This is a genomic window from Micromonospora sp. NPDC048871, assembly GCF_043198155.1.
Classification (GTDB): Bacteria; Actinomycetota; Actinomycetes; order Mycobacteriales; family Micromonosporaceae; genus Micromonospora.
On sequence record NZ_JBICUM010000003.1, the window covers coordinates 280,486 to 298,833 of the forward strand.

18 protein-coding genes, 1 tRNA gene and 1 pseudogene are annotated in these 18,348 nt (G+C 69.8%); 8 read left to right on the forward strand and 12 right to left on the reverse strand.

The window, feature by feature from the left end; all coding sequences use genetic code 11:
• Window positions 1-24 precede the first annotated feature (24 nt).
• The 3 genes from ACGFIK_RS10245 to ACGFIK_RS10255 are packed head-to-tail and all read right to left on the reverse strand — an operon-like array spanning window position 25 to window position 2,726.
• Window positions 25-1,446 carry a protein phosphatase 2C domain-containing protein gene (locus tag ACGFIK_RS10245; RefSeq protein ID WP_327023461.1) on the reverse strand — a complete coding sequence of 474 codons (1,422 nt, stop codon included), beginning with the start codon at window positions 1,444-1,446 and terminating at the stop codon, window positions 25-27.
• The gene (locus ACGFIK_RS10250) at window positions 1,443-1,931 is read right to left on the reverse strand and encodes an FHA domain-containing protein (RefSeq protein ID WP_327023462.1); all 489 of its coding nucleotides are present in this window, start codon (window positions 1,929-1,931) and stop codon (window positions 1,443-1,445) included. Before ACGFIK_RS10250 ends, ACGFIK_RS10245 begins: the two co-directional genes overlap by 4 nt.
• Before the next feature lie 6 nt (window positions 1,932-1,937).
• Complete coding sequence (locus tag ACGFIK_RS10255) at window positions 1,938-2,726, reverse strand: DUF3662 and FHA domain-containing protein (protein WP_327023463.1); 789 nt, start codon at window positions 2,724-2,726, stop codon at window positions 1,938-1,940.
• A 227-nt stretch (window positions 2,727-2,953) separates the two neighbouring features.
• On the opposite strand from ACGFIK_RS10255, the gene ACGFIK_RS10260 reads away from it, so the two are divergent.
• From ACGFIK_RS10260 to ACGFIK_RS10270, 3 genes are all read left to right on the forward strand, one after another.
• Window positions 2,954-3,039: transfer RNA gene (locus ACGFIK_RS10260), tRNA-Leu, on the forward strand.
• A 65-nt stretch (window positions 3,040-3,104) separates the two neighbouring features.
• A complete protein-coding gene (locus ACGFIK_RS10265) occupies window positions 3,105-4,238 on the forward strand; it encodes an NAD-dependent epimerase/dehydratase family protein (RefSeq protein ID WP_327023464.1) in 1,134 nt (377 codons plus the stop codon).
• Window positions 4,235-5,032 carry a WecB/TagA/CpsF family glycosyltransferase gene (locus tag ACGFIK_RS10270; protein ID WP_327023465.1) on the forward strand — a complete coding sequence of 266 codons (798 nt, stop codon included), beginning with the start codon at window positions 4,235-4,237 and terminating at the stop codon, window positions 5,030-5,032. The genes ACGFIK_RS10265 and ACGFIK_RS10270 overlap by 4 nt, the downstream gene beginning before the upstream one ends.
• Before the next feature lie 69 nt (window positions 5,033-5,101).
• Here ACGFIK_RS10270 and ACGFIK_RS10275 read toward each other — a convergent pair whose 3' ends face one another.
• Window positions 5,102-6,976 carry a S8 family serine peptidase gene (locus ACGFIK_RS10275; protein WP_327023466.1) on the reverse strand — a complete coding sequence of 625 codons (1,875 nt, stop codon included), beginning with the start codon at window positions 6,974-6,976 and terminating at the stop codon, window positions 5,102-5,104.
• 221 nt (window positions 6,977-7,197) lie between these two features.
• Here ACGFIK_RS10275 and ACGFIK_RS10280 point away from each other — a divergent pair, with 221 nt between their 5' ends.
• Complete coding sequence (locus ACGFIK_RS10280; protein WP_327023467.1) at window positions 7,198-7,800, forward strand: hypothetical protein; 603 nt, start codon at window positions 7,198-7,200, stop codon at window positions 7,798-7,800.
• On the opposite strand, the gene ACGFIK_RS10285 is transcribed toward ACGFIK_RS10280, so the two are convergent.
• From ACGFIK_RS10285 to ACGFIK_RS10295, 3 genes are all read right to left on the reverse strand, one after another.
• The gene (locus tag ACGFIK_RS10285) at window positions 7,768-8,172 is read right to left on the reverse strand and encodes a hypothetical protein (RefSeq protein WP_327023468.1); all 405 of its coding nucleotides are present in this window, start codon (window positions 8,170-8,172) and stop codon (window positions 7,768-7,770) included. The two genes, ACGFIK_RS10280 and ACGFIK_RS10285, sit on opposite strands and share 33 nt — an antisense overlap.
• 171 nt (window positions 8,173-8,343) lie before the next feature.
• Entirely contained in the window at window positions 8,344-8,565 is a 222-nt protein-coding gene (locus tag ACGFIK_RS10290) for a DUF397 domain-containing protein (protein WP_327027334.1), read from the reverse strand.
• A complete protein-coding gene (locus ACGFIK_RS10295; RefSeq protein ID WP_327023469.1) occupies window positions 8,541-9,416 on the reverse strand; it encodes a helix-turn-helix transcriptional regulator in 876 nt (291 codons plus the stop codon). Before ACGFIK_RS10295 ends, ACGFIK_RS10290 begins: the two co-directional genes overlap by 25 nt.
• A 488-nt stretch (window positions 9,417-9,904) precedes the next feature.
• Here ACGFIK_RS10295 and ACGFIK_RS10300 point away from each other — a divergent pair, with 488 nt between their 5' ends.
• Window positions 9,905-10,192: a hypothetical protein gene (locus tag ACGFIK_RS10300; protein ID WP_327023470.1), complete on the forward strand. Its 288-nt coding sequence runs from the start codon at window positions 9,905-9,907 to the stop codon at window positions 10,190-10,192.
• 126 nt (window positions 10,193-10,318) lie between these two features.
• A complete protein-coding gene (locus ACGFIK_RS10305) occupies window positions 10,319-10,747 on the forward strand; it encodes a hypothetical protein (protein ID WP_327023471.1) in 429 nt (142 codons plus the stop codon).
• A gap of 12 nt (window positions 10,748-10,759) precedes the next feature.
• On the opposite strand, the gene ACGFIK_RS10310 is transcribed toward ACGFIK_RS10305, so the two are convergent.
• Entirely contained in the window at window positions 10,760-11,374 is a 615-nt protein-coding gene (locus tag ACGFIK_RS10310; RefSeq protein WP_327023472.1) for a PASTA domain-containing protein, read from the reverse strand.
• Window positions 11,375-11,642: 268 nt separating this feature from the next.
• The gene (locus ACGFIK_RS10315; RefSeq protein ID WP_327023473.1) at window positions 11,643-11,927 is read right to left on the reverse strand and encodes a PASTA domain-containing protein; all 285 of its coding nucleotides are present in this window, start codon (window positions 11,925-11,927) and stop codon (window positions 11,643-11,645) included.
• Window positions 11,928-12,056: 129 nt separating this feature from the next.
• Here ACGFIK_RS10315 and ACGFIK_RS10320 point away from each other — a divergent pair, with 129 nt between their 5' ends.
• On the forward strand, window positions 12,057-13,325 hold the full coding sequence (locus ACGFIK_RS10320) for a hypothetical protein (RefSeq protein WP_327023474.1): 1,269 nt from the start codon (window positions 12,057-12,059) through the stop codon (window positions 13,323-13,325).
• Between the two features lie 2 nt (window positions 13,326-13,327).
• Here the strand turns inward: ACGFIK_RS10320 and ACGFIK_RS10325 are convergent, their stop codons facing one another.
• Both ACGFIK_RS10325 and ACGFIK_RS10330 read right to left on the reverse strand, forming a co-directional pair.
• Window positions 13,328-14,806, reverse strand: a complete 1,479-nt coding sequence (locus ACGFIK_RS10325; RefSeq protein WP_327023475.1) for a glutamate--cysteine ligase — start codon at window positions 14,804-14,806, stop codon at window positions 13,328-13,330.
• A 401-nt stretch (window positions 14,807-15,207) separates the two neighbouring features.
• On the reverse strand, window positions 15,208-15,786 hold the full coding sequence (locus tag ACGFIK_RS10330; protein WP_327023476.1) for a YceI family protein: 579 nt from the start codon (window positions 15,784-15,786) through the stop codon (window positions 15,208-15,210).
• Between the two features lie 100 nt (window positions 15,787-15,886).
• On the opposite strand from ACGFIK_RS10330, the gene ACGFIK_RS10335 reads away from it, so the two are divergent.
• Complete coding sequence (locus tag ACGFIK_RS10335) at window positions 15,887-16,396, forward strand: MarR family transcriptional regulator (protein WP_327023477.1); 510 nt, start codon at window positions 15,887-15,889, stop codon at window positions 16,394-16,396.
• Between the two features lie 271 nt (window positions 16,397-16,667).
• Here the strand turns inward: ACGFIK_RS10335 and ACGFIK_RS10340 are convergent.
• Window positions 16,668-18,347, reverse strand: a pseudogene (locus ACGFIK_RS10340) (ATP-binding protein); the annotation flags it as partial.
• Window position 18,348: the final 1 nt, after the last annotated feature.

Sequence of the window (18,348 nt, forward strand, 5' to 3'; positions counted from 1 at the left end):
CGTCCTCGGGTCGGAAGCCGACGCCTACTCGGGCGACCGGCAGGCCGCCGGGTCGACCGTGGGCGTGAAGGCATCGGCGGGTGGGGCGTCCGGTGTGCTCACCGGCGGGGCCAGGGAACTGCTGTCGGGTGCCGGCGAACCGCTGGCGGCCCGGCTCGGCGGAGCGCTCGGCTCCGGGGAGAAGAAGTCCGCCGTGGGGTCGGTGCTCGGGGACGAGGTGGGCGGGCAGAGCGGCTTCAGGTTGACATTCGTCGGGCTGTCCATGGTCAGCTCCGCCAGCCGGCGCTCCGCGTCCGGCTCGCTCCTGGCCGGAATGCCCTGCTTGACCTGCTCCTGAGCGGCGAGGGTGAGGTCGTCCAGCCGAGCGGTGCTGGTGGAATGCACCGAGGAGAGATCCATCCCGGCGATCTCACCCTGGATGCCCCGGAACACGGCCACCTGACCGTCCTCGGTCGCCCCGACGTAGTACTGCCGCTGGGTGTATTCGTACCCGGCGAAGACCCCACCCCCGATGATCACCAGGAGGGCGGCCGTCATCGCCACGGCACGCAGCGGACGGCGGCGGGCCTCCGGCTCGTCGTCATCTCCGGCCGGCTCCTCCGGCGCGGGCGGCCGGGGAGCGGACAGTGCCGAAGCGCGGGCCGCCGGGGTGGAGACGTCCGCCGAGGTCGCCATGCCCCGGTCCCGGGCTGCCGCACCACCCACGATCGGGGCGGCCTCGACGATGTCGCGGTCGGTGGCGTCGGCGATGATCACGGTGATGTTGTCCGGACCGCCGCCACGCAGGGCCAGTTGGACGAGTCGCTCTACGCACTGCTGCGGGTCGGCGTACTCGCGCATGGTCTCGGCGATGGTCTCCGCACTGACCACCCCGGACAGGCCGTCCGAGCAGATCAGGTAGCGGTCCCCCGGCAACACCTGGCGGACGGAGTACTCCGGGTCGATGTCCCGACCGTCGAGGGCCCGGGTCAGCAGCGACCGCTGGGGGTGACTGCTGGCCTCCTCCGGGCTGATCCGACCCTCGTCGACGAGCATCTGGACGTAGGTGTCGTCCTTGGTGATCTGGTTGAAGTCACCGTCACGCAGCAGATAGGCGCGCGAGTCACCGATGTGGACCATCCCCAGCTTGCTGCCGGAGAAGAGGGTCGCGGTGAGTGTGGTGCCCATCCCCTCCAACTGCGGGTTGGCGTCCACTGTCTCGCGGAGCTGTTGGTTGGCGGTGCCCACGGCGGAGCGCAGCGCGTCGACCAGGGCATCCCCAGGGACGTCCTCGTCGAGCGGCGCCATGGCACCGATGACGATGTTGCTGGCGACGTCACCGGCGGCCATACCGCCCATGCCGTCGGCGACGGCGAGTAGCCGCGGTCCGGCGTAGACGGAATCCTGATTGCCGTCTCGGATCAGACCGCGGTCGCTGTGGGCCGCATAGCGCAGGGTCAGAGTCATGGCCGTAATTCGAGAGAGGTGCGGCCGATCCGGATCGGCACGCCGAGGGGTACGGGGGTCGGTCCGGTGACCTTAGCGCGATCGAGGTACGTCCCGTTAGTCGAACCGAGGTCTTCGACGAACCACTGCCCTTCACGGGGCAAGAGCCGGGCGTGTCGCGCCGAGGCGTAGTCGTCCGTGATGACGAGGGTGGAATCCTCGGCCCGACCGATGGTTATCTGAGCCTCGCCCAACGTGATCCTGGTGCCGGCCAGTTGACCGGCGGTCACGACCAGTTGATGCGCCGCCCGTCCCCGCTTCACCTTCGCCGGCTTCGCCGTCGCCTGGCCGGTCGACGCACCTACCGCGCGGGGCGCGGCCACCAGCCGACCGGAGCGGGCCCCGGCGAAGAGGTCCCGCCGGATGACGCCGACCACCGTGAACACGAAAATCCACAGCAGGACGAGAAATCCGAACCGGGCGACGGTGATGACGAGTTCCGGCAAGGCGGATCAGCCGTCCACGCGGAAGGTGAGGGTGGTGGTGCCGAGCTGGATCATGTCGCCGGGGTTCAGCGCCACCGCGGAGACCCGCTGACCGTTGACCATGGTGCCGTTGGTGGAGCCGAGGTCGGTCAGCACAACCTGCCCACCGTCGAAGTCCAGCCGGGCGTGTCGGCGGGAGATGCCGACGTCCGGCAGGCGCAGATTGGCCTGGTCGCCACGACCGATCACGGTCGACCCCATCTGGAGGGGGTAGGTGCGGCCGTCGCCGGAGACCAGTCGCACGTTACGACCGCCGCTGTGCGCCGGCGGCGCGCCGTAGCCGCCGCCCTGGTCGTAGGCGGGGTATCCGGGGGGACCGGCGTCGTAGCCCGGGGCGGCGACCGGGGCGACCTCGCCACCGGTGTAGACCTCGGCGGTGACCCGGAACATGCCGGTGTCCAGCCCTTCCCCGCGCTCGATCTCGACGATCACGTCGCCGTAGACCGTCCACGCCTGCTCGCCGATGAACTCCGCCTGCGACTGGGCCAGTTCCTGGGCCAGCGCGGCGGCGTACGGCGCCAGCCGACTGTGGTCGTACGGCGAGAGATCGATCACGTAGCGGTTGGGCACCAACGTGCGCCCGCCAGCCAGGATGGCCTTGTGCGCCTCGGCCTCCCGCTGCATGGCGTTGAGGATCTCCACGGGGTGCACGACCCCTTTGAAGACCTTGGCGAAAGCTCCTTCGACCAGGCCTTCCAGACGCTTCTCGAAGCGTTGCAGCACGCTCACCGGCTCCTCCTCGGGTCCCGAGGACATGATGGTATCCGTCCAGAGCGCACGCAGCTCACACGCCGCTCGGCCGGCAGGCCAGGCCTCGTTCGGACGGCTCAGGATTGTCGTGCTACTCTTTCGTCCGCCACGAACGGTAACCGCTGGAAGCAGCGAACGCCATTCGCGGCGAAGACCGGAGCCACGTAGCATTGCCGAGGCCCCGCTGGAGACAGCGGAGTCGGGGTTTACTACGCTGACCGAGGTCATGCCACGGGGAAGTGGCGGAATGGCAGACGCGCACGGTTCAGGTCCGTGTGTCCGAAAGGACGTGGGGGTTCAACTCCCCCCTTCCCCACCAGTCGACGAGGGTCTCGCGAATTCGCGGGGCCCTCGCTGCTTATCGGGCATACCGAATGTCACGCTATGCTTCGCTGGTTTCTGCCTCCAACGGACCAGGAGTGGCTCGTGAGTGTCGCATTCGTGACCGGCTCGGGCGGGTTGATCGGCTCTGAGGCGGTCCGGCACTTCGCCGGCCTGGGTCTCGACGTGGTCGGCATCGACAACGACATGCGGCAGGAGTTCTTCGGCGAGGAGGCCTCCACCGCGTGGAACGTACGCCGGCTCACCGACGAGCTGGGTGAGGCGTACTCGCACCACAGCATCGACATCCGGGACCGCAGCGCCCTGGGTGCGCTGTTCCAGCGGTACGGCCGGGACATCGCGGTGGTGATCCACACCGCCGCCCAGCCCTCGCACGACTGGGCGGTACGCGATCCGTTCACCGACTTCGACGTCAACGCCGCGGGCACCCTCAATGTGCTCCAGAACGTCCGCGAACACTGCATCGAGGCGCCGTTCATCCACTGCTCGACCAACAAGGTCTACGGCGACCGGCCGAACAGCCTGCCCCTGGTCGAGTTGGCCACCCGCTGGGAGATCGAGCCGGGGCACCCGTACGAGCGGGGCATCCGGGAGGACATGTCGATCGACGCCTGCCTGCACTCCATCTTCGGGGCCTCCAAGGTCGCGGCGGACGTGATGGTGCAGGAGTACGGCCGGTACTTCGGGATGAAGACGGCCTGCTTCCGGGGCGGCACCCTGACCGGGCCGGCCCACTCCGCCACGGAGTTGCACGGTTTCCTCGGGTACGTGATGCGGGCCAACATGGAGCGCCGCACCTACAAGATCTTCGGCTACCAGGGCAAGCAGGTCCGGGACGCCATCCACAGCTCGGACGTTGTCTCCGCCTTCGAGGCCTTCTTCCGCAACCCCCGCTCGGCAGCGGTCTACAACCTCGGTGGCGGCCGACACTCCAACATCTCCAACCGGGAGGCGTTCGCGCTGGCCGAGCAGATCACCGGCCAGGAGATGATCACCGAGTACGTCGAGGCCAACCGGATCGGCGACCACAAGTGGTGGATCGGCTCCAACGAGGCCTTCCAGGCCGACTACCCGGACTGGAAGCAGGTCTACGACGTACCCATGATCATGCGAGAGATCTACGAGGCCAACGTGGGCAAGTGGGTCCCGACCAGCAACGGCGAGGTCCGGTCGTGAGCAAGCGCAACGTGCTCGGCGTCCTGGTCGACGCCACCGACTACGCGACCGCGACCGAGCAGGTCGTGGCCGCCGCCCAGGAGCGCCGCCCGCTGGCGCTGACCGCGCTCGCCGTGCACGGGGTGATGACCGGGGTGCTGGACCCGGCGCACAACGCCCGGTTGAACTCCTTCGACCTGGTTACCCCGGACGGCCAGCCGGTGCGCTGGGCGCTGAATCTGCTGCACGGGGCGGGCCTGACCGATCGGGTCTACGGGCCCCAACTGACCCTGCATGTGCTGTCCCGCTGCGCCGACGAGGGCCTGCCGGTCTACCTGTACGGCTCGACCGAGGAGACCCTGGCCCGGCTGATTCCCGAACTGGAGCGGATGTTCCCGGCCCTCAAGATCGCCGGGGTGGAGCCCTCCAAGTTCCGTGCCGTGCAGCCGGGGGAGGACGTGGAGATCGCCGACCGGATCAAGGCCAGCGGGGCCCGGCTGGTCCTGGTCGGCCTGGGCTGCCCCCGCCAGGAGGTCTTCACGTACGCGATGCGCCCGCTGCTGGACATGCCCCTGATGGCCGTCGGCGCCGCCTTCGACTACCACGCCGGGCTGCTGCGTCAGCCCCCGCCGTGGATGCAGCGGGCCGGGCTGGAGTGGTTCTGGCGGCTCGGCCTGGAGCCGAAGCGGCTGTGGCGGCGGTATGTGATCCTCAACCCGGCCTACCTGAGCCGGTTGTTCGCGCAGAAGGTCGGCCTGTGGAAGGCCCGGCCGCCCGCGCCGGCGACCGAACGACCGACCGGTTTCGCGGTCTGACCGCACTCCCGCAAGTGTCGACGATCGGGCCCCCGACCAAGTGGTCGAGGGCCCGATGTCGTACGAGGGTCAGAGGTTCAGGGTCCAGGTGTTGAGGTAGCCGGTGTCAGCGCGGTAGACGTCGCGCACCTGAAGGCGCCAGGTGCCGTTCGCCGCCTCGCTGGACAGGTTCACCGTGTAGGTGGTGTTCACGTTGTCCGTGCTGTCGGAACCGCTGCTGTTCTTCAGCCGGTAGGACGAACCGTCCGGGGCGAGCAGGTCGATGACCAGGTCACCACGGTAGGTGTGCACGATGTTCACCGCGACGGTGGAGCTGGACGAGGCGTTGCGGTTGCAGCCGGCGATGGTGATCGAGCTGGTGACCGCCGACCCGGCGTCCGGGATCGACACGTCCGTGCCGTTGGTGCCGGAGCAGCTGCCGCTACCGCTGCCGGTCACCGTCAGGGTGTAGGTGGCGGTCTTGGTGCCGGAGGCCGCGCTACCGGTGATGGTCACCGGGTAGGTGCCGGCCGGGGTGCTGGCCGAGGTGCTGATGGTCAGGGTCGAGGACCCGCCCGAGGTGACCGTGGCCGGGCTGAACGAGGCGGTCGCCCCGGACGGCAGGCCGCTGGCCGAGAGGCTTACCGACTGGGCCGAGCCGTTGGTGGTGGCGGTGGACACCGAGGCGGTCGCCGAACCGCCCGGCGCGACCGAACCCGAGGTCGGCGAGACCGAGACCGAGAAGTCGTTGGTCGGCGGCGGGGTGCTGCCGTTGACCACGTAGAGCAGCTGGTTGGGGGTACCGGTGCCCACGTTGCTGATCACGTTCGGGGTGGAGTTGTTGACCAGGTAGTCCCGCACCTGCTGGTTGCTCCAGGACGGGTTGGCCGAGAGCACCAGGGCGGCGGCACCGGCGACATGCGGCGAGGCCATCGAGGTACCGCTGATGGTGTTCGTCGAGGTGTCGTTGGTGATCCACGGGGCCGTGATGCTCACGCCGGGCGCCAGGATGTCGACGCAGGTGCCGAAGTTGGAGAAACTGGCGGCGGCGTCGTTGTTCTGGGTGGCGCCGACCGTGATCGCCGGTGCGGTTCGGGCCGGGGAGTAGTTGCAGGCGTTCTGCCGGACCCCGAGGCTGTTGCCGTTACCGGCGGCCACCACGAAGGTGACACCGGAGTTGATCGAGTTGATCACCGCGTTGTCGAGGGTGGTGTTCGCCCCGCCACCGAGGCTCATGTTGGCCACGGCGGGCTTGACCGCGTTCGCGGTGACCCAGTCGACCCCGGCGATGACCCCGGCGTTGGTGCCGCTGCCGGAGCAGTTGAGCACCTTGACGGCCACCAGTCGGGTCGCCTTGGCGACGCCGTACGCGGTGCCGCCGACCGTACCGGCGACGTGGGTGCCGTGGCCGTTGCAGTCGGTGTTGTTGGAGTCGACCGCGTTGGTGCCCCAGGTCGCCCGGCCGCCGAAGTCCGAGTGGGAGGTCCGGATGCCGGTGTCGATGATGTACGAGGTCACGTTCGAGGCCGTATTGGGGTACGTGTAGGAGCTGTTCAGCGGCAGGTTGCGCTGGTCGATGCGGTCCAGGCCCCAGGACGGGGGGTTGGTCTGGGTGGCCGCCAGTTGCACGGTGTGGTTCTGCTCGACGTACGCCACCGCCGGATCCGCGGCGATCCGGGCCGCCGCCTTGGCGCTGATCCGCAGCTCGGCGCCCCGGATGGCGGTGCTGTAGGTGCGGGCCGTGGCTCCACCGTGGCGGCGCAGCAGGCGTTCCACCGAGGAACCGACCGCGGTACGGCTCACCTCGCTGTCCTTGAACACGACGATGTAGCTGTCCTTGACGGCGGTGGCGCCGCCGGCGCTTCGGATGGTGCCGACCGGTTCGGCGGCCATGGCCGGCGTCGCTGCCGCCACCATGGCCAACGCAGCCAACCCGACGAGAACGGACCTTTGTGGAAGAGCCATCTTCCTACTACCTCCCTCTCATCGACAGCCTTCGTCACCTGCTCGGGACAGCTAGATCGAAGGATGCCGATCAAGAAGAGGGTAGTTCGAGGTGTTCAACCAGATAAACATGTCGGATCACCCATAACACGAAGCGATGGTCCCCCTACGGGTACGGGTACGGGAGGGACCGGGGACCAACCCGGATTCGCCGACACGAAAAACGGGCAAGGCTGACCGGTATGCAGAACCACTTGGTCCTCCTGCTCCCGGTCGCAGTCGTCTGGTGGGCCGCCGGCTACCTCGCGGAGGGGCTGCCCCGGATGCGGCACGCGCGCGGGCTGCGCCGACACACCGGCTGGCTGCTCGGATTGACCCTGGTCGGGCTCGGTCTGACGGTGGCTCTGCCGATCGCCGGCCTGACCACCGCCGGTGCCACCCTGGCCGACCGGGCCGCCGGTGGCCTGGCCCTGGCCGCCCTGCCCGCGTTGACGGTGGCGATCTGCACCGTACGCCGGGTGCGTCGGCTCCGGGCCGGAGCGGGGGCACTGGCCGCCACCGCCACGACCCCGGCCCCGCACGGGCTGCGGGCCGCCGCCGCCCATCCGATGATCGGGCTGCCGTTGCAGGTGACCGGACTGGCCCTGCTGCCCGCCCTGATCGCGGCCAGCGGCGTCGGTCAGTTCTTCGGCCCCGGTGCCACCGGACCGGCGGTCACCATCGGAGTGTTGGGCGTGGTGGCCATCGGGGTCCGCCACGCGCTGCGGCACAACCGGCTGGCCGAGCGGGCCATGCCGCAGCGGGCCGTCAGCTCACCGAGCCCGGCCCGTGCCCTGCACGTATAGCAGTTCCAGGATCGCCCGGGTCGCCTCGAACCAGCGGTCGAGCCAGCCCGGCGGCGGCACACTGCCCCTGGGGGGCAACTCCAGCAGCAGGCCGCGCAGCAGCGGATGATCCGCCAGGGAGCCCTCGTCCATGGTCGACCAACCGGCCGCCGGGAAGGACGGCTCGGTGAGCGGATTGGGGTCCAGCGACGGCAGGGTGAGCGGCGAAGCCGCCGGCTCGCCCGTCGGGCTGGCCTCCCGCCCAGGGTGTTCGGGGTCCGTAGAGACCACCTCGGTCAACACGGTGTCCCGCCGAGCCCCGCGATATTTCCCACCGAACCGCTCCGGCTTGCCCGGCCCGTTGGTGAGGTTGTCCGACCCGATACTCGTCATCGTCTCGCCTGCCTCGTTCGGATACCCGCCCTGCTCGGGGGGATGTCGACCAGCGCGTACCGAGAGGTACAACGAGACGGACACGAAGTGGCGACGGCAGCCGTGCCGACCGTCGGCACGAACTGGTCCCCGACCGGACGAGCCGATCGGGGACCAGTCACTACTACGGGATCAGTCCCGTCCGAAGACGCCGTCCCGTGTGCCGGCGACGAAGGCGCGCCAGTCACCCGGGGCGAAGACCAGGGCCGGTCCGGCCTTGTCCTTCGAATCCCGGACGCCGACCGCCCCGGTCACATACGCCACCTCAACGCAGTTGTCACAGTTCGGCCCGCTCTTCGAGCTCTTGAACCAGTGCGCCTGCGTCAGGTTCACGGGGAATCCTTGCGTCGCCATTTCCACAGCGGCTCCTCTGCCAGTTTTGCGATGTACCCGACGGACTCCTCCGGACGCATGGCCGCTGCTCGAATGTGATCGAAGATGAAGTTGTACTTCTGTAGTTCGTCGCTCTTCTCCAGGAAGAGCCCACCCGTGGCGTTCTCCGCGTACACGACATCCGGATCACCGGGTTCAGGGAAGCCCAGAATCGTGAAGGTGCCGTCCATGCCGGCGTGAGCTCCCACCTCGAAGGGCAGGACCTGCAACGTCACGTTCGGCAGCTTGGCCACCTCCACCAACTGCTGGAGCTGAGCGCGCATCACCGCGTCCCCGCCCACCGGACGGCTCATCACCGCCTCATCGAGCACCACCCACAGATCGACCGGATCGTCCTGCGTCAACAACGACTGACGACCGAGTCGGACACGCACTCGTTGCCGCACCTGTTCCTCGGTGAAGTCAGGGCGGGCCGCACGGATCATCGCGCTGGCGTAGTCCTCGGTCTCCAGTAGGCCCGGAACGACCTGCTGCTCGTACGCACGGATCGAGCTGGCCGCGGCCTCCAGGCCCACGTACGCCCCGACCAGAACCGTGCTGTACGGATGCCACCATCCCTTCTGCCGCGCCTCCCGCGCGATCTGCACCAACTCGTCGCTCTCGGCGCCGACCACCCCGTAGATGCGGAGCATGTCCCGAACGTCCCGGGGGGTCGCGGTCGTGTGGCCGGTCTCGATCCGGGAGATCTTCGACGCCGAGCACTCCAGTTGCTCGGCGACCGCCTCGATCGTGATTCCGGCCGTCTCCCGCTGGCGACGAAGTTCCGCGCCGAGTCGGCGTCGCCGGATGGTCGGACTACGCCGCTCACTCACGGTGTCACCTTCCGCCTCGACGCGCCGCTGCGTGCCGCCGCCTGGGGCGCGATCCATGGGGCGGCGGACGTTCGCGGCAAAGGGGGATGAAGCCGGTCCTCGACCGGCCGCGACGGGCGAAACCGGTCCCAGTGTGCCGTTTGGGTGGTGGAACGTTCAAGCGTCGTTTCGCGCGAGCCGCTCATGTATCGGCAAAAGTCGACATGCAACTTGCATGAAGCACGACGCTGATGCACTCTGTCCGTATGACCCAGGCTACGCACCGTTTCGATCCAGTCTCCCCCTGTGATCACCGCGGTGCAATCGGAGGCGGTAGCGTCAGCCGCTTTCCGTGACAGCCGAGACATGACGGGCCGGTGGCCACCAGCACCGCTCGACCCGTCATCGTCCCGCACCGGTGTAGAGACACGACCTCCTCGCCGGAAGTCCGCACTGCCCCCCACACAGCCTTGCCGGCCTTCCCCGCCGGCCGACCTTCAGGAGCCCATGTGCTTCCCCGCTCCGGTGACGTACTGCACGTGAACAGCGCGGCCAGTGTCCAGTTCGCCAAGCCCATTCACTTCCGGGTGATCCGGGTGCTGGACCGGCCCACCTACGACGGCTGGCTCTGGCTGGAAGGCTACGAGTTGAACGCGGTGGGAGACGCGGTCAACCGCCGGTCCATCTTCGTCAAACGGGATGGGCTGCGACTGCTTCAGGCCGCGCCGCAGCCGCAGCCGCACACCGTCCGCTCGCTCCGCCGGCCCGTGAGCCGGACCCCGATCCGTACGGCCTGAGCAGCCGAGCCACGACGGGCTGAGCCTTCGGAACAGCCGCCGAGGGGCACACCGGCACCATAGAATCGGTGTGCCCACCCCGGCACCTCTCCACCGCGCCTCCAGGACCCTGAACCTGGGATGGCCATGGTCAATCTGTCCGCGCGGCGGCCCCATCGGTCCCGTATCGCCTACGCCTTCGGAATCCTGGCACTGCTGGGTGCCGCCGCCACCCTGGCGGTGCTGATCCGGGATCCCGCCCTGTCGTCGACCCGGCTGGCCGAACCGGTGCCCGCCCCCGAGATCACGGTGGTGGAAGCCACCCCGACGGAGGACTTCCCACCCACCTGGGAGGAGTTCACCGACGAGGACTTCGCCGTGCCGCCCGAGGGCTCGGCCAACCTGCCCGGCGGCCCCGAATCCTCCGCCCCCCACCGGGCGGGCAGGACCGGTCACACCGTCGGCGAGCACAGCGCGGACGAACTCAGTCGGTCGCTGTTCTGGTCGGGGGTGTTCGGGCTGGCCATCTCCCTGGCCGGGCTGGGGCTGGTGGGTACCAGACGCCGCCAGTGGTGAGCCCTCCGACGGTCACCTGGTGGGGCTGGCCGTGGCCGTCGGATCAGTGGTCGTCGGTGCAGTGGTCGGCTCGGTGCTCGGCGGCTCCGGGGCCGGTGTCGACGGGCTCGGATCGGCCCTGGCGACCACCAACCTGACCACGTCGCCCGACTCGACGGGATCCCCCGCCCCCGGGTCGGTGGCGATCACCGTCCCCGCCGGTTGGTTCGACGGGCGGTACTCCACCTGGGGTTCGAGATCCAGCCGGTCCAGCAGGGCCCGGGCGGCCTCCTCGGTGAGGCCGACAAGTGGGGGCAGCGGCAGGGTGGTCGGCGCCGCACTGGTCGTCGGCGTGGCCGAGGGCGAGCGGGTGGGTGACGGCGAGTCGCTCGTGGGTGCCGCCGAGGTGGTCGGCTGCGGCGAGGGCGGGCCGGAGTCTCCCTCGTCGACCGCCTGACGGGCCAGCCACAGCCCTGTCCCGAGCAGCGCCAGGAGCAGCAGCAGGGCGATGCCCCAGACGATCGGCAGCCACCAGCGCCGCCCGGCCGGGTCGTCGCCGTACCACTCGCCGGCGGCCAGGTCGCGCTCCTGACCGGAACCCGCCGGCGGCACCTCGGCCCGTCCCGACCATGGCTCCGCCCGTCGCACCGGAGGCACCGGTACGGTCGGGTCCGCCGCCGGGGGTCCAGAGGTGCCGCCCAGGATGGCGGTCTGGTCGGAATCTGCGGCGGAGTCGGAATCTGCGGCAGCCGGAGGCAAGGGGCGGGTGTGGTCGGGATCTGCGGCGGACGAAGGCAACGGACGTGTCCGGTCGTCCGGCTGTTCCTCGCCCCGCTCGCTCATCTCGACATCCCCACCCTGGTCAACCTAGCGCCTCCTCGGGCCATCGGCCGGCATCAGCGTGTCGGGCGTCCGGTCACTGCGAATCCGGGCTGTCCCCCGGGGTCCCGCAGACGAGGCGCACCTCGTCGTCCCACCGGCCGAGGGTGCCACCGGCAGGTTCCTGGGCGGTGACCGCGCCGTCCAGCCCGGCCGGATGGCGGGGGACGAATCCGTAGCGCAGGAGGTCGGCCGCCGCCGCCCGGCAGTCCGTCCCCAGCACGTTCGGCACCTCGGTCGGCGGTGGCGACCCGATCACATTGATCACGACTACGACACCGCGTTTCACCAGGCTGCCGGCCTCCGGGTCGGTACTCGACACCCGGGAATCGCCCCCACCGCCCAATCATCGGCGTCTGTGATCACCGACGCCAGACACCCTCGGTCACCATCACCCTCCGGTACGGCGCACGACTCGCCGCACCGAGCACAGGAGGTTACGCTGCCCGGCATGGCCAGACAGGGCTGGGGAGGATCGATAGCCACCGCAGCCGGCGTAGCCGCCGGCGCCGGTGCCGCCCAACTGGGTTTCGCGTACGGCCTGGGCATTCTGAACTGGGCACCGGCTGATCCGACGGCCGGCACGGCGGCCTGGGTGGCCAGTCTGATCTGGGCCACCTGGATCGCCGCCAACTCGACCATCTTCGGTGCGGTCTGCGCCCAACGGCTCCGCGACCGGCACCCCAGCCCGGCCGACCCGACCTCGACAGGCGACCCGGATCGACCCTCGCAGACCGGCCGACGCCCCGGTGACGGCGGGTGGTCAATCGCGTTGGCCGGGGCCGCCGCTCTGGGCGCACTGATCACCGTGCTGCTGGTCGCGGTACCCGCCCGGGTCGCGGTGGTACCGGACACCCCCGCGCCCCGGGACATGGCCGCCGGGTACGCCGCAGTCGGCGTACTGGTGGGTGCCTTGGTGGCCCTCTGGTCGCTGCGCTGTCGGGCGGCAGCCACCAATGTGATCGCCACCGCCGGCTGGTTGTGGCTGCTCGCGGTCGTCGCCGTGGTCGACTCGGTGCTGGCCGGTCGGGGTCTGACCACCGCACAGTTGGGCATCTGGCAGCTCAGCTCCGACAGCGACCAGTTCTGGATCCGGGACTACTTCTACTGGCCCGGAGCCCTCCTCTCGCTCGGTTCGGCACTGGCGATCGGTGCCCTGGCCGCCTGGCGAGGGGTACGCGACTCCGATCGGCGGGTCGGCCCCACCGCCTCCGGTGCGGCCGGCCCTCTGCTGGTGGCGATCGCCTACTTCCTCGCCGTACCGAGGTTGACGGCGATCAGCCCCGAGCAGGTGTCCGCCCACCTCATCGCCCCGTACGCGGCGATAGTCGGAGTCGGCGGATCCGTCCTGGTCGCCGCGCTCGCCCAGCGGGCCGCCCGACGCCGGTCGGACCAGCCGGTCGCCGATCAGCCCTCCACCCCGCCGCTGCCTCGGCAGCGCTCCGGGGACGACGACATCGCCTCCGGGGTCACCGGCGAGCCGACCGAGAACAACAGCCCCGGCGAGCCGACCGGCGACCGCCCCAATGCAGCCGGGGACGGTGCCGGGGTGGCCGGCGCCAAGCCCACCAGGTCGGATAAGCAGGCCGGGGCGGAGCCTGCGGAGATCACCTCCGGCGGGGTCCGGGAGGGGTCGGATGTGGCTCCCGGGGCCGAGGGGTCACCGGAGGGGCCGCAGACCCGGAGGGGACCTGCCCGGCCCTCGCGGCGAGCCCGCTGAGGTCAGTCGATCGGCCAGGTGTGCACCGGTTCGTTGCTGCCCTGCAACTCGGCGTACCGCTGAAGCATGTGGTGCAGGGCGGCCCGCCGGTCCATGCCCCGTTGCCGCTGGGCGGCCCACACGGTCGAGGTCTGCCAGTCCGCACCGTTACGGCCGGTACGACAGCGCTGCTCGATGATGCCGAGCAGCCGGTCGCGTTCGGCCGGGGCCACCCCGAAGCCGTCCAGCCCGTCGAAGGCGATGGGCAACAACACGTCGAGGACCAGCTTGGTCACCGGCACCTCACCGAGGCGGGGCCAGTGCACTACGGCGTCCATGCCCCGTCGGGCGGCGGCGTGGAAGTTCTCCTCGGCGGAGCTGAAGGTCAGCTGGCTCCAGATCGGACGGTCTGCCTCGGCCAGGCCCCGGACCAGCCCGAAGTAGAAGGCGGCGTTGGCCAGCATGTCGACCACGGTGGGCCCGGCCGGCAGCACCCGGTTCTCGACCCGCAGATGTGGGCGCCCGTTCATGATGTCGTACACCGGGCGGTTCCAGCGGTAGACCGTGCCGTTGTGCAGCCTCAGCTCGGCGAGTTCGGGCACCCCGCCGGCGTGCAGGACCTCGACCGGGTCCTCGCTCTCGCAGATGGGCAGCAGCGGCGGGAAGTAGCGGACGTTCTCCTCGAAGAGGTCGAAGATCGAGGTGATCCAGCGTTCCCCGAACCACACCCGGGGTCGCACCCCTTGCGCCTTCAACTCATCCGGGCGGGTGTCGGTGGCCTGTTCGAACAGGGCGATCCGGGTCTCCGCCCATAGTTGCCGGCCGTACAGGAAGGGGGAGTTGGCCCCCACCGCCACCTGCGCTCCGGCGATCGCCTGGGAGGCGTTCCAGTAGTCGGCGAAGCTGTCCGGCGCCACCTGGAGGTGGAACTGGAGGCTGGTGCAGGCCGCTTCGGGGGCGATGGAGTCGGTGTGGGTACGCAGCCGCTCCACCCCGCGGATGTCCAGTTCGATGTCCTCGCCCCGGGCACCGACGATCTGGTCGTTGAGCACCCGGTAACGCTCGTTCGTGGACAGATTGTCGGCGACCAGATGACACTCGGTCAGGGTGGGCAGGATGCCGACCAGGACGATCCGGGTGTCCGAGCGGGCCGCCCGCTCACCCGCCCGGTTGAGGCTGCCCAGCAGGCCCCGCTCGTAGTCGGCGAAGCCGTCACCGGAGATCAGTCTCGGACTCGCGTTCAGCTCCAGGTTGAACTGTCCCAGCTCGGTCTGGAACAGCGGATCGGCGATGGCGGCGAGGATCTCCTCGTTGCGCATGGCGGGTTCAGCCGCCTGATCGACCAGGTTCAGCTCGATCTCCAGCCCGGTCATCGGCCGGTCGGCGTCGAAGCCGAAGTCGTCGAGCATCAGGGCGAAGACATCCAGGCAGCGGCGGACCTTCTGCCGGTAGAGGACCCGATCCTCACGGGAGAATGTGGCTCGGTCGACATCCCTGCCCATGTGTTCCTCCCGGGGCGCGACGCGACGGAACCGGTGCCGTTCCGCAGCGCAGTGTGAACCATACTCGCTGACGCGCCGAACCTGGCTGCCCCGAACATCGGTTCCCTGCCGCAGTCCACCGCCCAGCAACGCCGCTCTGACCAGCGACGGGCCCGATCGGACGCGCTAGAAGACTTCCTACCCAGCCGGGCTGTCGTGGCCAACGGTCCAACTGACGAACAATCTGTGACATTAAGCATCGGCCCCCGTGGTTGCCACAGCGTCCCGCATGGTTGTCCGGGCATCCGGCGTGGTTTTCCCGACATTTCGCCGACACGTGCCACCGGTGGCAGCGCGACGTGGTGGACAACGCCGAAAGGCCCGCGCGAGCTTCAGCGCGGGCCTGTCGGCGGGTGTCAGGATCAGGCCTGGCGGACGCCCTCGCCCTCGATCTCAATCTTGATCTTCTTGCCGACCAGGACGCCACCGGACTCCAGGGCGACGTTCCAGGTCAGGCCGAACTCCTCACGGTCGATCTCGGCGCTCGCCGAGAAGCCGAAGATGTCCTGGCCGAAGGGGCTGCGACCGACACCCTCGAACTCGACCTTGAGGTCGACCGGGCGGGTCACGTCCTTGATGGTGAGCTCACCGGCGAGGACGAACTCGTTGCCGCTGTGGGACTTCACCCCGGTGCTGCGGTACTCCAGGGTGGCGAACTTCTCGACGTCGAGGAACTCCGGGCTGCGCAGGTGTGCGTCCCGGTCGGCCTGGGCGGTGGTAATGCTGGCCGCCTGGATGGTCGCGCTGACGGTCGACTCCAACGGCTCCTCGGCGATCGTGATGGTCGCGGTGGCCTCGGTGAACTCACCCCGCACCTTGGAGACCATCATGTGCCGGGCCAGGAAGCCGACCCGCTTGTGCGCGGCGTCCAGGAGGTAGGTGCCGGCCGCCGGGATGGTCAGGCCGTTCCATTCGCGGGTAACCGACTCGGTGCTGGTCATGGGAACTTCCTCCAGGGATAATGTTCGGCAAGTCAACGACTGACTCAGCAACTATACTCTCAACAATATTCCGTGTGTCAAGTACTGATAGGATGGCCTGGTGAACCCGAACGTGTTCAACGACTCACGCATCACCGCTGTCGGCCTCCTCTTCGAGGTGTACGCCGGGCTGTCGGCACGATTCGCCGCGCAGCTGGAAGAACACGGGCTTTCCTCGGTCGAGTTCGAGGTGCTCACCCGACTGACCCGCTCGCCCGACAACCAACTGAGAATGACCGACCTCGCCGCCCAGACCTCGCTGTCCACCAGCGGGGTGACCCGGGTGGTCGACCGGATGGAGCGCGACGGCCTGATCGTCCGGCAGGCCTGCCCCTCCGACCGACGTAGCTCCTTCGCCGTGGTGACCCCCGCCGGCCTGCGTCGACTCGATGAATGCCTGCCCGGCCACCTCCAACTCATCGAGGACTGGTTCACCGGCCAACTGGATCCCGCAGCCCTGAGCGCACTGCTCGACGGCCTGCGCCGGGTGCGGGATGCGGTGCATCCCTGCGCGACCGCCGGCAGCGACGAGTCCGTCCGTACGGAGGACACCAGCCCCACCGAAGGTTGATCATCGCGTGACCGTGGCTACTGATCAACCCCCGCTGTGAACTACCGGTGTTCGGCCGACCAGCCGAGGGTGACAGCAGCGGCAGAAAAGGCGGCAGAATCCATCGATCAAACGGGGATAGACCATCAAATCCGACAGATGACCTGTCCCCGTCTCGCTAGTCTCGGGTCCGCGGGGGCGTGCAGGGGGGTGCCGGCGCGGACGATGAGCGAGGGGTGACAACAGGGGGCTTTCTCGTCCGCGCCACCACCCCCCGTCGCCGCGACCGATCCCGGCCCTTCGGCGACTCCTCCCCAGCAGCCTCACCCGCACCGGCCAGCGCCGCCACCTCCAGCGCCGCCCGGGCGCGCAGTTGCGGATCGACATCAGCGGTACCCGGATCGGTCAGCAGCCGGGACAGCCACTCCCGCCCCACGGCTTCCTGCCCGCGGCGCCGCCACCAGGGCGGCAGGCCAACCGCCAGACGCAGGGCGGTGCCGGGATCGTCGACTGCGGCGTACGCCAGCGCGGCATCGATGTCCCCGCGGACCTCGTCGAGTAGACAGGCCTCGGTGTCGACCAGTCCCGCCACGGTGCGCTCCACGAATCGCGCGATCACCCGGGCGTGCCGACGACGGATGACGGTCGACTCACCGGCGCCGGAGGCGCGCTCCAGCGCGTAGTCCCGGACCGCGTCGAGCAACCGGAAGCGCAGCGGTGCATCCCCGCGCAGGTTCAGCAGCCCCAGTTCCAGGAACCGGTCGAGCAACCGTACGGGGTCGGCGGTGATGGCGGTGCCGGCTAGCATCTCCTCGGCCAGTTCCAGCGACCACCGGTTGCCGAACGCGGCGAACCGCCGCAGCGCCGCACGTTCCTCGTCGTCCAGCAGTCGGTAGCTGGCCGCCACCGCGTCGCGCAGCGTCTCCTGCACCGGTACGCGGGGCTCGTCCCGCCGCATCTGCCCACCCTGCCAGCCGCTGCGGACAGCCAGGTCCAGATCCAGCACCCGGTCGCCGTACCGGTCCAGCAGTTCGGTCAGGCTGAGCAGTCGACCGCGTGCCGCCATCAGCTCGATGGCCAGTGGCAGCCCGCCGGTTCGTCGTACCAGGGTGGCCAGGGCAGGCAGCTCCTCGGTGGCCGGTGGTTCCCGGCGGACCTGCGCCAGCCGGGCGGTGAACAGGGCCACCGCCGGACAGGCCGCCAGGGTCGCCGGATCGATGACCTCCGGCGCCGGCACCTCCAGGGGCGGGACCGGTCGGACCCATTCCTCCGGCAGCCCCAGCGGATGCCGACTGGTGATCAGTACCCGCAGGGAGGGCGCCGCCTCGGCGAGGCGGGGCACCGTCCGGGCCACCGCCTCGGGGGCCCGTTCGGCCGCGTCCACCAACAGCAACCCCGGACGATCGCCGATCCGGGCGGCCAGGTCCGCGACCCGGGCAGCCCCGAAGACCTCCAGCACGGCCGCGAGCACCTCGGCGACATCCGATCCGACGCCGATTTGCACCCCCCGGGCCTCCCCAGGGTGTACGGCATGACCGACGGCCAGGGCCAGCGCGGTCTTCCCGACCCCGGCCAGGCCCACCAGGCTGATCACCTGGGGGCCGTGCGGCCCGGTCAGCAGGGCCACCAGCTCGGCCAGGTCACCCTCCCGCCCGATCAGCTCGGGTGGTGGCGGGATGGGTGTCGGGGTACCGGAGCCGACCGGGTCGTCACCGGCTCCCCGAGCGGCTGCCACGAAGGTCGTACGGGCGGCACCGGTCAGTCCCAGAGCACCGGCCAGCAGCTCGATCGTGGTCCGTTGCGGACGCAGGGAGCGTCCCCGTTCCAGGTCCCGGACCGTCCGTACGCCGACACCGGCCCGGGCCGCGAGTTCGGCCTGGGTCAGGCCGGCGGCTCGACGGTGGCCGCGCAGCAGCTGCGCGAGGTCGGACGGCTCGACCGAGGCCGAGAAGGGATCATGACCCAGCGTCATG

Coding starts and splice junctions, on each gene's coding strand:
- ACGFIK_RS10245 (WP_327023461.1), bottom strand. CDS start 1,446: ATGACTCTGACCCTGCGCTATGCGGCCCACAGCGACCGCGGTCTGATC.
- ACGFIK_RS10255 (WP_327023463.1), bottom strand. CDS start 2,726: ATGTCCTCGGGACCCGAGGAGGAGCCGGTGAGCGTGCTGCAACGCTTC.
- ACGFIK_RS10265 (WP_327023464.1), top strand. CDS start 3,105: ATGCTTCGCTGGTTTCTGCCTCCAACGGACCAGGAGTGGCTCGTGAGT.
- ACGFIK_RS10275 (WP_327023466.1), bottom strand. CDS start 6,976: ATGGCTCTTCCACAAAGGTCCGTTCTCGTCGGGTTGGCTGCGTTGGCC.
- ACGFIK_RS10280 (WP_327023467.1), top strand. CDS start 7,198: ATGCAGAACCACTTGGTCCTCCTGCTCCCGGTCGCAGTCGTCTGGTGG.
- ACGFIK_RS10285 (WP_327023468.1), bottom strand. CDS start 8,172: ATGACGAGTATCGGGTCGGACAACCTCACCAACGGGCCGGGCAAGCCG.
- ACGFIK_RS10290 (WP_327027334.1), bottom strand. CDS start 8,565: ATGGCGACGCAAGGATTCCCCGTGAACCTGACGCAGGCGCACTGGTTC.
- ACGFIK_RS10305 (WP_327023471.1), top strand. CDS start 10,319: ATGGTCAATCTGTCCGCGCGGCGGCCCCATCGGTCCCGTATCGCCTAC.
- ACGFIK_RS10320 (WP_327023474.1), top strand. CDS start 12,057: ATGGCCAGACAGGGCTGGGGAGGATCGATAGCCACCGCAGCCGGCGTA.
- ACGFIK_RS10325 (WP_327023475.1), bottom strand. CDS start 14,806: ATGGGCAGGGATGTCGACCGAGCCACATTCTCCCGTGAGGATCGGGTC.
- ACGFIK_RS10330 (WP_327023476.1), bottom strand. CDS start 15,786: ATGACCAGCACCGAGTCGGTTACCCGCGAATGGAACGGCCTGACCATC.